A 14,289-nucleotide genomic window follows, 5' to 3' on the forward strand; every position below is an offset into this window, starting at 1 on the left:
TTCGTCAGCGCATGCGGAAGACCGGCCCGCGCGGACGGAACGGCAGGCCCGAGCCCGCCGGCATCAGGTAGGCGTGTTCACGGCGGATGCGCAGCACGTCGCATTCGCCGTCGGTAATGATCAGGATCGGGCCATCGGGCGGAAAGTCCTCGGCCCGTTCGAGCAGCCGGATGCCGGGCTGCAATTGGGTGCCGCCGCGGCCGCGCACCCGGACGCGGCCGGCTATGTCGTCGACCGGCAGATATCCGGCGTCGTGCGCGGCGGCATCGCAGAACACCACCCGCGCGGACGGGACGTCGCGGGCGCGGGCATACGCGGCGATCGCGCCCAGGCCCTTGCCCATCAGGGCCGCCGACATCGAGCCGGAGGTATCCAGGACGACGCCGAAGGTGGGCAGGCGGACCGACTCGTCGGGCCGCGTCCACGCCGGACGGGGGATGTCCGGGGTCGAGGACTGCCGGCGGGAGGCCCGGGCATAGCTGCGCCGCTTCTCCACGACCGGAACGAATTCGTCGAACCAGCATGCTAATTGGGCATCCCACGGCAGCGGCGGCTGGTCCAGGGCGCGGATCGCCTGCTCCAGCCCGGCGGGCAGCAGGCCGCGCCCACCGGCCAGGTGGTAGGCCAGCCCGGTGGACAGCGCGCCGCGGTAGTAGTCGTCGAGATCGATGTACCGGCCGGGAGATCCGCCGTGCGGCAACGGTTCCCCGACGATGTCACCGCGCCCGCGCCCGCGCAGCGTGGCCAGCTTGCGCATGCGGCGCAGATCGCCCGCGATGCGATCGTAGATGTGTTCGGCCGAAAGCCCTTTCAGCTCCGGATCGTAGAGCAGGCCCTCGGGCAGCTCACCGACGCCCATCTCCACCAGCCACCCGTTCACCACGTAGTCGCAGGCCACATTGAACAGGTAGGGGTCACGCCACTGGTTACGCTCCCCGTGACGCAGTGCGGCATGCAGCATTTCGTGGGCGAGCACGAAGCGCCACTCCTCCGTGGAGAGTCCGGCATACGGGTTGATGTAGATCTCGGCCGCCTCGGCATTGACCGCCGCGATCGAAATGTCCCACCCGCGCGCCACATCCGGATCGGCGACGATCGTCATCCCGGCCGCAAGCGCCCCCAGCAGCGGATACGAGGAGACGAACCAGTTCAGCGCCTTGTCCCACGGCCGCAACACCTTTCGCAGCCCGGCCGCGACGTCGCGCCCCGCCGCCTCCAGCGCGTCCCGGGCGGCCTCGGCGATACCCGCGGCGAAATGCGTGCGGTGGTCGGCGTTCTTGGCGATCGCCTCGGTGCCGAGGAGAAAGTCCGGAAAATCCTGCCGCCGATACGGTTCCGGCACACCGTCGCCGCGCCACCGTTCGGCCAGCGCCTGCTCGTCGGCCCCGCCGGGCGGCGGCGGCAGGTCCACCGGCTCGCTGCCGATCTTCACCGTGCGCAGGTACTGATCGACGATCGCGCAGCAGGCCGCCCGGTGCACGGGATCCGGCTGGTGCTGCGCGGGCAGCCAGTCGCCGGTCACGCGATTCGGCTCGAGCGCGTGCCCGGGCACGCCGCGCGGATCGAGATGCCCGAAACCCGCGTGCAGCAACAGATGTGCGAAGACCCAGGCCCACTCGCCGGCCTCGGCCCGCCGCCTCGGATTGCACACGACGCCGCCGTGCGGCCCGATCACGGCCCAGACATCGGCGGGCAGCACCTCGGCCTCCCGCATGCCGCACGGGAGGCGCCGGAAGATCGGATGCTCCCGCACCGCCCGCCAGCCGGCCTGCCGCTGCTCCGCCCACGGATCGGGCGTCTTCGGCCTCCTACGCGCACCTCCCGCCACGGATCACCGCCGCGCCGCCAGCCGCGGCAGATCCCGCGTGACCTCGACCAGGAACCACGACGGCAGCACCGGCACCCCCTCGTCGCCGGAGGCGATCACCAGCTGCGCGCACTCCACGGAGATCTCCGCCAGCTCCGTCAGCATCGACTTCGCCCGCAGCACAAAGCGTTTCACCCCACCCGAGGCGTGCTCACGGGAGGCCGGGAGCTCGCGGACCAACCGCGCCCGGAACGCCTCGGACAGGAAGTACAGCAGGTCGCGGTCGCCGGGATCGCGCGGCCACGACGCGTCCCCCTTGATCACCGCCTCCAGGTCGAAGGCGTGGCGCGCGGTCTTGACGAACGCCCGGAATCCCGAGGCGTGTGCGGTGGTGAGGGTGCCCGAGGCCAGTATCCACAGTGTCTGGTCGGGGATCTCGTCGCCGTAGGAATGCAGTGCGTCCGAGAGCATGTGCCATCCGCGCGGGGTGGAGAACGGCTGCTCGGTCTTGGGCGGCGCGGACCACAGATGATCGGGCCGCTGCATGAGATATTCGACGACCCAGCGGTGAATTCCGTTGTGCGCGGCCCATTTCAGCCAGTCGTCGACATCGGCGCGCAGGTGCACGTGCACCATGCGGTTCACCAGCGCCGAGGCCATCGGCCGGGCCAGCGCGTTGTCGGTGGCCCGATTCCCCGCGCCGATCACGACCGATCCGGCGGGCAGTTCGTAACTCCCCACGCGCCGGTCCAGGATCAGCGAATAGAACGACTTCTGCACCTCCGCGGGCGCGGCATTCAGCTCGTCCAGGAACAGGCAGTAGGGCTGGGCGCGGGCGATCATCTCCGGCGGCGCGAACCGGCTGCGATCCTCCACGATCTGCGGCACCCCGATCAGATCCTCCGGCGCCAGCTGGGTACCCAGCAGCGTCACGCACTCCAGCCCCAGCGATTCGGCGAACGCTCGCACCAGCGAGCTCTTGCCGATACCCGGTGCGCCCCACAGGAATACCGGCCGTACCACCGCCACGTGCAGCAGCAGCTCCGGCAACTCCTCCGGAGTCACCGAGACGGTCGCCTCCACACACCCTCCCCTACCTTCTGCCATATCTCGCATGTGCGTCGCACGCCGTCGAGACCATGGATCGGTGGTCCAGAGTAGATCCGCACCCAGGGGCCCTCCACCGAATTTCCACCCGCGGGTGGACGGGAACCGGCTGGCGGGTGGTGCCGGAGCGGGGCGTCGCCGGAGCACCCTGAAGGTATGAACATCGTGCACCTACTGACCCTCGTCGCCGGACTCAGCATCGACGTGGTCGGAATCGTGTGGCTCGGCACCGCGGTGTGGTTCGCCGCGGTGCGGCCGGGCACCCTGCGCGACAAGCTCGGGCACTTCGCCCGCACGCTGCTGCCCGAGCCGTGGATGATCGCCGGACTCGTCGTGCTGAGCGTCGTGCTGCATCTGCTGCCGCGCTCGATCTGGGACCCGATCACCTGGAAGGCCGCGGCCCTGACGGCCCTCGGGTCGTTGCTGATCATCGTGTCGGCCGGGCTCATGGTCTGGGCGCGGCTGGCCCTGGGCACCATGTGGGCGGGCAGGCCGATGATCCAGCGGAATCACGAGCTGCGCACCGACGGCCCGTACCGGATGGTGCGCCATCCGATCTACACCGGACTCCTGGGACTCATGCTCGGCGCGACCCTGCTGTCCGGATTCGGGGCCGGGGTGGTGCTGCTGGCCTTCGTCACCGCATGGTTGCTTCGCCGGGTCCGCGTCGAGGACACCATGCTGATCGACACCTTCGGCGACGACTACCGCGATTATCGGCACCGGGTTCCCGCGCTGGTTCCGCTCGCGCGGCCCCGCGCCTGACGCCGATCGGAAAACAGGGGGGTCACAACGACGGCGATCCGTGATATACATAAGGCGAGGCTTACTTCATAAGGGGAGGCTAACCTCCTCCCCGGTGCCTCACCCCGACCGACGCTCCCGCACCACGAGGCCCACCGTGTACGTGTGTATCTGCAATGCCGTCTCCGAATCGGACGTGCACAGCTGCGTCGCCGCGGGCGCCTGCTCCACCAAACAGGTCAAGAACGCTTGCGGATGGAAGCCCGGCTGCGGCAGCTGCACCCGGCGCCTCGCGGAGGTGTTCGGCCAGGCCATGACCGCCACATCGGTCGCATCGGCGCAGGCCCCGGCCGCCTGACACGCCGCCGAGTAAACCGGCCGACCGGATTGTCCCGGTATAGCCTTTAGGCCAGCCTTGCTTCGCCGGGGCCGAATTTGCCTGCAGAAAGCCGAGACACGCTGGCTGTTATAGCAACGGCGAATATCCCGGTGTGCCACGATCACACCCCATGGAAGGCGACAAGGAAATCATCGCGCTGCTCAACGAGCAGCTCACGGCCGAACTGACCGCGATCAACCAGTACTTCCTGCACGCCAAGATGCAGGAGAACTGGGGCTTCACCAAGCTCGCCAAGCACACGCGGTACGAGTCCATCGACGAGATGAAGCATGCGGAGATTCTCACCGACCGCATCCTGCTCCTCGAGGGACTGCCCAACTACCAGAAGCTCAACACACTGCGCATCGGGCAGACCGTGCCCGAGCAGCTGCGGGCCGATCTGGCGGTCGAGGTGGAGGTGGTCAACCGGATCCGCCCGGCCATCGAACTGATGCGCTCGCGCGGCGACGCCACCTCCGCGCGCATCTTCGAGACCATCCTCGAGGACGAGGAACACCACATCGACTACCTGGAAACCGAGCTCGAACTGCTGAACACGCTCGGCGAGCAGCTGTACCTGCAGCGCTACACCGATACGCCCGAGGGCGACTGAGCATCTCCACCGGGCCGGGTTCGAGACGGCCCGGTGGAGATGTCCGCTACATCCGGCGCAGGGCCGAGATGCGTTCGGAGAGCTGATCGGCCGTGGCCAGCGCCGTGGGCGGACCACCACATTCGCGTCGCAGCTCGCCGTGAATCACCCCGTGCGGCTTGCCGGTCCGGTGGTGATGCATGGCGACCAGGCTGTTGAGCTCGCGGCGCAGCTCGCCCAGCTTGTCCGCGGTGGCCACGCGCTCCGAGGCCGCGGCCACCTGCGGGCCCGCGGCCGCCGCGGCGGTGCGCTCGGCCACCTGACGAGTCTGTCGATCGCGCAGCAGCGCACGCATCTGGTCGGCATCCAGCAGCCCGGGAATGCCGAGGTAGTCGGCCTCCTCGTCGCTGCCGGAGAAGGTCGCGGTGCCGAACGAATCGCCGTCGTAGATCACCTGATCCAGCTCGGCATCCGCGGCCAGCGCGACGAACTTCTTCTCCTCCTCGCCCGGCTCGTCCTGCTGCTTGTTCGCATCGATCAGCAGCTCGTCGTCCAGGGCGTTCTTCTCCCGGTGCGGCTTGCCGATGACGTGATCGCGCTGAACCTCCAGCTGCGCGGCCAGATCCAGCAGCACCGGCACCGAGGGCAGGAACACGCTCGCGGTCTCCCCGGGGCGCCGCACGCGCACGAAGCGGCCGATCGCCTGCGCGAAATACAGCGGCGTCGAGGCGCTGGTCGCGTAGACCCCGACCGCCAGGCGCGGCACGTCCACCCCCTCGGACACCATGCGCACCGCGACCATCCACGGCTCGGTACTGCGGGCGAACTCGTCGATCCGATCCGAGGAGCCCGGATCGTCGGACAGCACCACCGCCGGCTTGGTGCCCGAAATGTGTTCCAGCAGATCGGCGTAGTCGCGCGCCTTCTCCTGATCGGTCGCGATGACCAGCCCGCCCGCGTCGGCCATGCCCGTGGCGCGCAGCTGTCGCAGCCGGGTGTCGGCCGCGATCAGCACCTTCGACATCCAGTCGCCCGCCGGATCGAGCGCGGTGCGCCACGCCCGCGCGGTCTGCTCGGCGCTGAGCGGCTCGCCCAGGCGGGCGGAATACTCCTCCCCCGCGCTGTCGCGCCAGTGCGCCTCGCCCGAGTAGGCCAGGAACACCACTGGTCGCACGACGCCGTCGGCCAGCGCCTCGGAATAGCCGTAGGTGTGATCGGCCCGCGAGCGCGGGAAGCCGCTCTCGTCGGGTTCGTAGGTGACGAACGGGATCTGGCTGTCGTCGCTGCGGAACGGGGTACCGGTCAACGCCAGGCGGCGGGTGGCGTCGCCGAACGCCTCGGCGGTCGCCTCGCCCCAGCTCTTGGCGTCGCCCGCGTGGTGGATCTCGTCGAGAATGACCAGGGTGCGGCGGTTTTCGGTGCGCACTCGATGCTTGAACGGATGCGAGGCCACCTGCGCATACGTGACCACGACGCCGTGATAATCGCCGGAGGTACCGCCGGTGGAGTTCGAGAAGTTCGAATCCAGCGCGATGCCGGTGCGCGAGGCCGAGGCCGCCCACTGATGCTTGAGATGTTCGGTGGGCGCGACCACGGTGATCTGGTCGACGGTGCGATCGGCCAGCAGCTCGGCCGCCACCCGCAGCGCGAACGTGGTCTTGCCCGCACCCGGTGTCGCGACCGCGAGAAAATCGCGTGGCTTGGTCGTCAAATACCTGGTCAGAGCCCTGCGCTGCCATGCACGTAAAGAACCGCCACCACCCGAAGTCACTCGAAGGAGAGTACCGATCCCCACCGACAGAAAGGTAATCCGACACTGTGTGAGTGCTTACGCCCGGAATGACTGTGACGCTCCCCACCGGCGACACGATCGGCCGCTGCGCGCGCGTCCCGAGCGTCGGTGGGCGATGCTGTAGGCAGCATGGACGCTCACGACACGCCGGACCCGCACCGCGACGGACCCGCAACGCCCGCCGGACCCGCAACGCCCGCCGGACCCGCGCCGCACGCTGCGCCGCCCGCGCGGGCCGTTGTGCCCGGCCGGTGGCTGGCCCCGGTGATCGGCCGGATCATCCACGCATTGCTGCGGCTGTGGGCGTTCGTGGCGCGCGTGGCCGTGAAATCCTGGAACGACGAGATATTCGGCAAGTCCGCCTCGGCCGCCTTCTGGCAGACGCTCTCGCTGGCCCCGCTGCTGCTGGGCCTGCTGGGCTGCCTGGGCTACGTCGGCGGCTGGTTCGGTCCCGACACCGTCCACATCGTCGAGTCCAAGATCATCACCTTCAGCCGGAACCTGTTCAGCCCCACCGTCGTCGACGATCTGATCGCCCCCACGGTGCGTGATGTGCTGCGTCGCGGGCGCGGCGCGGTGGTGTCGATCGGGTTCGTGCTCTCGCTGTGGGCCGGATCGTCGGCGATGGCGACCTTCGTGGACGCGATCGTGGCCGCGCACAACCAGCAGGACGCGCGAAATCCAGTGTGGCAGCGCATCTTCGCCCTGCTGCTGTATGTGCTGTTCCTGATCGTGTCGGTCTTCGTGCTGCCGCTGGTGGCGCTGGGACCGACGTTGATCGGGCGGGCACTGCCGCTCACCTGGCGCGAACCGGGGCTGCGGCTGATCGACGCGTTCTACTACCCGGGCACCGGCCTGCTGCTCATCGTCGGGCTCACCACGCTGTACAAGCTGGCCCTGCACCGGTCGCTGCCGTGGCACCGGCTGTTCGGCGGCGCGCTGATAGCGGGCGTGTTCTTCATGACCGCGAGCACGATTCTGCGCGGCTACCTGGCCTGGGTGGCCCGCACCGGAATCAGCTACGGCGCGCTGGCCACCCCGATCGCCTTCCTGCTGTTCACGTTCTTCCTGGCGTTCGCGGTCATTCTCGGCGCCGAGTTCAACGCCACCGTGCAGGAATTCTGGCCCGCCCGTAGGACCCGTTTCGACCACATCCGCCGGCGGCTCGTGCACCGGATGCGCGCGCGGCGCAACGTATCCGGCGCGGCCAGCCAGGCTGCCCCGGCGCCGGAGGCCCCGGCGCACGGAACCCGCCCGGCCCCGTAGCGCACATCGAATGGTTACTACTCAATGGATTACCGCGTGCCGCACCGCTCGAAAGGTCTTGCGGTAGGCCAGCGGCGGCACGCCCAACTCGGCCCGCATGTGGTGGCGCAGCGAGGACGCGGTGCCCATGCCCGCCGCCCGCGCCACCTCGTCGATCGGGAGTTCGGTGGTCTCGAGCAGGTGCCGGGCGTGCCGCAGGCGCTGCTGCAGCAGCCATCCGCCCGGGGCCTGCCCGGTCTCCGCCTTGAAGCGGCGGGTGAAGGTGCGCACGCTCATGCGGGCATGGGCGGCAAGGGAATTCAGGTCCAGGTCGTGGTCGAGATGGCGCACCATCCACGCCCGGGTGGGCGCGGTGCCGTCGGAACCGTCGTCGGGGACCTGGCGATCGATGAACTGGGACTGGCCGCCCTCGCGCCACGGCGGAACCACGCAGTAGCGCGCCGCTCGATTGGCGACCTCGCTGCCGTGATCGGTGCGCAACAGCTGCAGGCACAGATCGAGCCCCGAGGCCAAACCCGCTGCGGTCCAGATGTTTCCGTCCTCGACGAACAGCAGGTTCTCGTCCAGCAGCACGCGCGGATACAGCCGTCGGAAGTCGTCCGCGAACGACCAGTGCGTGGTGGCCCGGCGGCCGTCGAGCAGCCCCGCCGCGGCCAGCACGAACGCGCCGGTGCAGATGGACACGACACGGGCATCGTCCCGGATGCTCCGCAGCGCCCGCGACAGATCCGGCGGCAGCGTGCCGAACCGGCGCGCCCCGGGCATCTGGGTACCGGGCACGACCACGGTATCGGCCGTGGTCAGCAGCTCGGGCCCGGCCTCGGGGATGATCGCGTAGCCCATCGTGGACCGGACGCTGGAGGTGTTCAGGCCGCATATCTTCACGTCGTAGAGCGGCGTGCCATCCGGCGCCTCTGCCGAACCGAGCACGGTCGGCGGGATCGTCATGTCGAAACCGACAACCGGCTCCAGCGCCAGCACCGCCACGGAGTGCCGGCGCGACGTTTCGGACTGTGGCGCAACCGATTCCGAGAGCGTCCCTGCCATCTGCCCGCTCCCCTACTCCGTCACGCGACCGGTGTGCGGGTCACGGCTGGTCAGGCAGTACGTGCCGCCCGCGGGATCACGCATCACCGCCCACGTCCGGCCGCCGCCGACCCGGCGCGCGCCCAGCCGCTCGTGCCAGGCCGCGACCGCGTCGACGTCCGAGCACGCCATATCCAGATGCGCGGACGGCGGACGGTCTTCGTTCAAGCGCTGCAACAGAATTCGGATCGGCAGCCGCGACGGCACCGCCAGCCGGGCGAATTCGGGGTCGGTGGTGGGGGTTAGACCCCACCCGGTGAACGCGGACCAGAAGCGGACCTCGTCGTCGAATCCCGCGGGCCCGATGTCCAGGCAGATCTGATCGAGGCGGCTCAGGGCACCGTCCGGCGACGGGACGGCCGGCGGCGCCTGCTCTCCGTCCTCGACGGTCAGGCAGAACACCACGCCCCGCGGCGAGCGCAACACCGTCCAGTCGTCGTGTGCGGCAACCAGGCTCGCCCCGTGGCTCAGGGCCGCGCGCCGCGCCGACTCGGGATCGTCCACGTCCAGGTCCAGGTGTGCACCGCCGGGCCCGCCGACCACCTGGATCCGGAGACAGGGGTCGCCCGATTCCGGCAGCAGGGTCGCGAATTCGCCTCGCTCGCCGCGTCGTTCGGACAGGCGAGCGCCCGTCACCCGCGCCCAGAACGCGCCCGCCGCGTCGAAGCCCTCGGCGGGGCGATCGATGAATGCGGTATTCCAGCGGATCATGGCGCCTCCCACGGTGGCCGGATCGAGTGGCCAGATATTGACGGATTGTGGCACTCCGGCCACTCGTACCGCAACCGAATCTCGGGGACGATCTTCCGGTGACCGAACTGCAGGACCCGGCCCGCGGCCCCGAAGCCGCCGGGCGGAACGACGCCCTCACCTCCGACGCCACCGCGCCGCACCTCGGCGCGCGGCCCGCCCGCACCGGCCCGTTCGGCATGCACCCGGCCTGGTTGGTCGCGGCCGCCGGGTTCGTGGCGCTCATCGGCGCGGCCGGATTCCGATCCGCACCCAGCGTCCTGATGGACCCGCTGCACCACGAATTCGGCTGGTCGCACGGCACGATCGGCGCCGCAGTCTCGCTGAATGTGCTGCTGTACGGGCTGATCTCGCCGTTCGCGGCCGCACTCATGGACCGCTTCGGCATCCGCCGGGTGGTGGCGTGCGCGCTGCTGCTGGTGGCGGCGGGCGCCGGACTGACAGTCTTCATGACCCGGCCGTGGCAGCTGCTGGCGACGTGGGGGCTGCTGGTGGGCGTCGGGGTCGGATCGATGTCGATGCCGTTCGTGGCGACCATCAGCACCCGCTGGTTCGTCGGGCATCGCGGGCTGGTGACCGGCGTGCTCACCGCGGCCGGCGCGACAGGTCAGCTGGTATTCCTGCCGCTGATCTCGGCGCTGGCCCAGGCCCACGGCTGGCGGACGCCATCGCTGGTGATCGCGGGCGCGGCCCTGGCGGTGGTGCCGGTGGTGCTGCTGTTCATCCGCGACTTTCCCAGCGATATCGGCGTCACCGCGTACGGCGCGGAACCCGGCAGCCAGGTCGGGGTACGCAAGGAACTGGGAGGCGGGGCCGCACGCGCGGTGACGGTGCTGTTCCGCGTCGCCCGCAGGCCGCAATTCTGGCTGCTGGCAGGGGGTTTCATGGTGTGCGGTGCCTCCACCAACGGGCTGGTGGGCACCTATTTCGTCAGTGCGGCCCACGATCACGGCATGCCGCCCACCACCGCGGCGAGCCTGCTGGCCACCGTCGGCATCTTCGACGTGGCCGGAACCATCGCCTCGGGCTGGCTCACCGACCGCACCGATCCGCGCTACCTGCTGGTCGCCTACTACGGGCTGCGCGGGCTGTCGCTGGTTATCCTGCCGTCGCTGCTCGCGCCGGACACCAAACCCAGCATGTGGGTGTTCATCGTGTTCTACGGACTCGACTGGGTTGCGACGGTGCCGCCGACGGTGACATTGTGCCGCAGGTATTTCGGCGAGGACGGACCGGTGGCGTTCGGCTGGGCGTTCGCCTCGCATCAGCTCGGCGCGGCCCTGGCCGCCACCGGAGCCGGCATCATCCGCGACATGCGCGGCAGTTACGACCTGGCCTGGTACATCGCGGGCGGGCTGTGCGCGGGCGCCGCGATCATGTCGGGATTTCTCCGCTCGCGGCGCGCCTCATCCGTCGATGGAGCGGTTCCGGCCTGACTCGAGCGCCTTGTGTTCGGCGCGGCGCCCGTCCCACCGGCTGGGCTCGTCCTTGCGGCGGGGCGGGCGGTCGTTCGCGACGAGCACCGCGATCCACGGCAGCGGAACCGAGACGCCGATGATGGCCAGCGAGATCAGCGCGTTGTGCCACTCACCGTAGGCAATCGCGGCCAGCACCAGGCAGGGGATGCGGAACCCCATCAGGATCGAGTACCTGCGCACCCGGTCCCGATGCTGCTGCTCCAGCGAGGGCGCGGCCTCGGTGATCAGGACCGGCCTGTCCTCCTTCGACGGACGGAAGAACCCCTCGCGCTTGCGCGGCGGCGGCACCGGGCCCTGATTCAGGGTGTCCCGGAAGAAACCCTCGCCGTGCACCGCATCCGGCGCCGGGACCTCGACCTCGGGTTCGGAGCCGCCCGGGGCGCGGTCATCAGGGGTTTCGCCGTCACGCTGCATACCTCGAGTCTTCCACTCCCCCGTGACGAATGCACATGCGGTAATCCACCGCCGGGCGAACAAACCCCCGAGGCTGCGGCGACGGCCCGGGCGCCGATGCGGCATCATGGAAGGGGTGAGCACCGATACCCTGGTTCGCCCGGATACGACCACCGACGAGTCGACCGGTAGCGATATCCCCAAGTACTTCCATTACGTGAAGAAGGAGAAGATCGCCGAGAGTGCCGTCATGGGCACCCACGTCGTGGCCCTGTGCGGCGAGGTGTTCCCGGTCACCCGCTCGGCCAAGCCCGGCTCCCCGGTCTGCCCGGAGTGCAAGCGCGTCTACGACATGATGAAGAAGAGCTAACCATTTTCGCTGGTCAACGGGTTGCGGGCCGCTGAACTAGCCCCCAGAGTGCCATTTTGGTGCTAGCACACCGTTGGATCGCGAACCGGCTCCGTTCCATTCTCAGCGCTCAACGACCACCACTGTGGTGCAGGTTTCAGGGTTGGTGGACCGGCAACGTCCGCTGTGCGTCGGAGCGATAGCGGGAGGGCGTGGTCGCCGTCCAACGGTGGAATGCTCGCCGGAAGGCGCTCGGTTCGGAGTAGCCGAGCCGCGTCGCGAGGTGAGCGATGGGTTCGCTGGTCCTGGTCAGCGCCGCAATGGCACGGTCCCGCAGGATTTCGTCCTGCAAGCGCCGGAACGATGTGCCTTCTCGTCCGAGTAGGCGGCGCAGGTGAGGTGGGCTCACGGCCAGTTCCCGCGCCACCGCATTCCCGGTCACCGGTATCGGGCCGCGTTCGAGGATTTCGATGACTCGGCCCGAGACCGAGAGCGCCCCGGATCGATCGGACAGCAGACCGGCGGGAGCGTCTCGAAGCAGCTGTGTCAGCTCGGCTTCGGTGCGAACGACGGATTCGTGCAGTGACCCGGCGCAGAACATCAGCCGCGCCGGCTCGATGGCGGCGTGGGGAACTGCCCTGCCGATGAGCCATTCGGCGAAACGATGCACACCGGTCAATATCGCGCCCGCCATGGCCGGGTCGGGGCTTGCCGCGTCAGCGGGGTCGAATTCGATTCGCATACAGCGATGTTCATCGGTCGACGAGGTGAACGGGATACCCGTAGCGAGCCGGCCGAACTCGACCGTGCGGGCAAGTGCCTCGGCCAGGGTGCGGGTGTGGACGACCGCGACCGCGAGCAGGCGCAGCATCCCACGTGGGATCGGGCGCGGACCCAGACCCAGCAGTTCGTCGTCGGTTTTTTCCCAGATCGTCCGGACGACTCGATTGGCAGCCTCCGGCCACCGGCCGCCCGTCCGGCCCGCGCCCGCGACCTGCAGGGCCTGTTCGATATCGGTGCCTTGCGCGGCAATCCGGGCCAGCAGTGTCTGTAGTGGCGGTGACGGCTCCATCGGAATCACCGGGCTCCTTGCGGGTGGCGACAGGGTCACGACAATATCAGGATTCGATGATCGCTTCGGTCCCCTGATCCGCGCAGTCCAGTGCTCACCGCGGTGCCAACCGGGTTCTTACCGTTCCTGATGGCGCCACTTATCGGCCGAGGAACCCTGACAGGAGCGGACCATGCGAACGGCCAGCGATGACACCCGAGACACGAAACGCGTTCCCCCGCAATGGAGGACTGCTGTCCGCCACCGCGTCGCATTGGCCCTGGCCGGGCTGCTCGCGAGTGTCGAGCCGGCGCTCGGACCCATGGCCGACGCCGCGCCTTCGCTCCCGGGGATGCTGGTATCGATTCGGTCATTGCAGCCCGACGACCTGATTCCGGGCGCTACCAAAGGGTTTCGGATCGTGTACACGACCACCGGACAGAACGGGACGGCCGAGGTCAGCGGCGGCGATGTCTATCTCCCAGGAGAGCATCCTCCGGCCGGGGGCTGGCGGGTCGTGTCATGGGGCCACGGCACGACGGGAATCACCTTCGGCTGCGCGCCGAACCTCACCGGGGGCATTACCGGGCCGATCAGTCAGACACCGTACCTGTCACAATTCCTGGACGCAGGATATGCCGTCGCGGCAACCGATTACATCGGGCTGGGCGCACCGGGCGTCAACGAGTACCAGGCCGGACGCGCGGAAGGGCATGCGGTGCTCGACATCGTGCGGGCCGCCCATCGGCTCGACCCGGCGATCTCGACCACCGCGGTCTCGGCTGGCCATTCACAGGGCGGACACGCCGCGTTGTTCGCCGCGGCCATCGCCCAGCAGTACGCACCCGATATCGACGTGCGCGGCAGCCTCGCCTACGCACCGACCAGCCACGCCGAAGACATCATCACCCACCTGATGGGACCGGCCTTTCCGACCCTGCCGATAGGAAATGACCTGCAGCTCAACCTCATTCTCATTCTCGCGGGCCTCGACCATGCCCGGCCCGACCTCGATGTCGACGGTTATCTCAGCGACCGCGGCAGGCAGGTACTGGCGATAGCGAGAAAGGGATCAGGCTGTCTGACGGAGCTCAAAACGGCCGTACACGGACAAGCCCTGGGAACCCTGCTGTCCCGTCCACTGTCGGACCCGGCGTTGGTCGCCGCACTACAGGATTATATGGCGGTACCCGTGCACGGCTATCGGGCGCCGATCACCCTCGAACAGGGTGTTGTCGACGACATGCTGCCAGCACCGTTGACTGTCACACTGGCCCAACAGCTTTCGACCAATACGAGCCCGACCCGCCTGCAGCTGTATCCAACCGCGAACCACTTCACCATCCTCTCGCAGGCATCCGCGGACGCCCTCGGCTTCCTGAACGAACACATGCCTCCCACCGGCAGCAGTCGCTGAACCGCGACTTCTACATCACGGTCGGCCGAAACGTCGTATCGGCGCGAGTTCCGCCGATGGTCGAAGAATGCGCCCGCA

Annotated in this window: 14 protein-coding genes; 7 read left to right on the forward strand and 7 right to left on the reverse strand. The window is 69.0% G+C overall.

All coding sequences use genetic code 11. The features are described 5' to 3' along the window. Positions 1 to 4: 4 nt before the first annotated feature. On the reverse strand, positions 5 to 1,828 hold the full coding sequence (locus ABH933_RS12130) for a vWA domain-containing protein (RefSeq protein WP_429417302.1): 1,824 nt from the start codon (positions 1,826 to 1,828) through the stop codon (positions 5 to 7). Between the two features lie 3 nt (positions 1,829 to 1,831). Next, entirely contained in the window at positions 1,832 to 2,890 is a 1,059-nt protein-coding gene (locus tag ABH933_RS12135; protein WP_429417305.1) for an ATP-binding protein, read from the reverse strand. A 180-nt stretch (positions 2,891 to 3,070) separates the two neighbouring features. Here ABH933_RS12135 and ABH933_RS12140 point away from each other — a divergent pair, with 180 nt between their 5' ends. The 3 genes from ABH933_RS12140 (at position 3,071) to bfr (ending at position 4,650) form a co-directional block, all read left to right on the forward strand. After that, a complete protein-coding gene (locus ABH933_RS12140) occupies positions 3,071 to 3,679 on the forward strand; it encodes a methyltransferase family protein (protein WP_429417308.1) in 609 nt (202 codons plus the stop codon). Positions 3,680 to 3,773: 94 nt separating this feature from the next. Further along, positions 3,774 to 4,016, forward strand: a complete 243-nt coding sequence (locus ABH933_RS12145; protein ID WP_429417311.1) for a (2Fe-2S)-binding protein — start codon at positions 3,774 to 3,776, stop codon at positions 4,014 to 4,016. A 151-nt stretch (positions 4,017 to 4,167) separates the two neighbouring features. Then, a complete protein-coding gene (gene bfr / locus ABH933_RS12150) occupies positions 4,168 to 4,650 on the forward strand; it encodes a bacterioferritin (RefSeq protein WP_215922002.1) in 483 nt (160 codons plus the stop codon). Between the two features lie 46 nt (positions 4,651 to 4,696). On the opposite strand, the gene ABH933_RS12155 is transcribed toward bfr, so the two are convergent. Continuing rightward, on the reverse strand, positions 4,697 to 6,424 hold the full coding sequence (locus tag ABH933_RS12155) for a DEAD/DEAH box helicase (protein WP_429455024.1): 1,728 nt from the start codon (positions 6,422 to 6,424) through the stop codon (positions 4,697 to 4,699). A gap of 126 nt (positions 6,425 to 6,550) precedes the next feature. Between ABH933_RS12155 and ABH933_RS12160 the strand changes: the two genes are divergently transcribed. Next, on the forward strand, positions 6,551 to 7,687 hold the full coding sequence (locus tag ABH933_RS12160; protein ID WP_429417318.1) for a YihY/virulence factor BrkB family protein: 1,137 nt from the start codon (positions 6,551 to 6,553) through the stop codon (positions 7,685 to 7,687). Between the two features lie 21 nt (positions 7,688 to 7,708). Here ABH933_RS12160 and ABH933_RS12165 read toward each other — a convergent pair whose 3' ends face one another. After that, a complete protein-coding gene (locus tag ABH933_RS12165) occupies positions 7,709 to 8,734 on the reverse strand; it encodes a GlxA family transcriptional regulator (RefSeq protein WP_429417321.1) in 1,026 nt (341 codons plus the stop codon). Positions 8,735 to 8,746: 12 nt separating this feature from the next. Next, positions 8,747 to 9,484, reverse strand: coding sequence for a VOC family protein (locus ABH933_RS12170; protein ID WP_429417324.1), 738 nt, complete (start codon positions 9,482 to 9,484; stop codon positions 8,747 to 8,749). A 218-nt stretch (positions 9,485 to 9,702) separates the two neighbouring features. Between ABH933_RS12170 and ABH933_RS12175 the strand changes: the two genes are divergently transcribed. Further along, entirely contained in the window at positions 9,703 to 10,959 is a 1,257-nt protein-coding gene (locus tag ABH933_RS12175; protein WP_429417792.1) for an MFS transporter, read from the forward strand. Here the strand turns inward: ABH933_RS12175 and ABH933_RS12180 are convergent. After that, the gene (locus ABH933_RS12180; RefSeq protein ID WP_308166837.1) at positions 10,930 to 11,289 is read right to left on the reverse strand and encodes a DUF3099 domain-containing protein; all 360 of its coding nucleotides are present in this window, start codon (positions 11,287 to 11,289) and stop codon (positions 10,930 to 10,932) included. The two genes, ABH933_RS12175 and ABH933_RS12180, sit on opposite strands and share 30 nt — an antisense overlap. A gap of 241 nt (positions 11,290 to 11,530) precedes the next feature. On the opposite strand from ABH933_RS12180, the gene ABH933_RS12185 reads away from it, so the two are divergent. Next, positions 11,531 to 11,764, forward strand: a complete 234-nt coding sequence (locus ABH933_RS12185) for a DUF3039 domain-containing protein (protein ID WP_215921996.1) — start codon at positions 11,531 to 11,533, stop codon at positions 11,762 to 11,764. Between the two features lie 136 nt (positions 11,765 to 11,900). Here ABH933_RS12185 and ABH933_RS12190 read toward each other — a convergent pair whose 3' ends face one another. Then, positions 11,901 to 12,815 (reverse strand): helix-turn-helix domain-containing protein, encoded by a 915-nt coding sequence (locus ABH933_RS12190; RefSeq protein WP_429417794.1) that lies wholly within the window; start codon positions 12,813 to 12,815, stop codon positions 11,901 to 11,903. Positions 12,816 to 13,215: 400 nt separating this feature from the next. On the opposite strand from ABH933_RS12190, the gene ABH933_RS12195 reads away from it, so the two are divergent. Continuing rightward, positions 13,216 to 14,211: a lipase family protein gene (locus ABH933_RS12195; protein WP_429417326.1), complete on the forward strand. Its 996-nt coding sequence runs from the start codon at positions 13,216 to 13,218 to the stop codon at positions 14,209 to 14,211. Positions 14,212 to 14,289 lie beyond the last annotated feature (78 nt).

This window comes from Nocardia sp. GP40 (assembly GCF_050434125.1).
In the GTDB taxonomy this organism is placed as follows: Bacteria; Actinomycetota; Actinomycetes; order Mycobacteriales; family Mycobacteriaceae; genus Nocardia; species Nocardia albiluteola.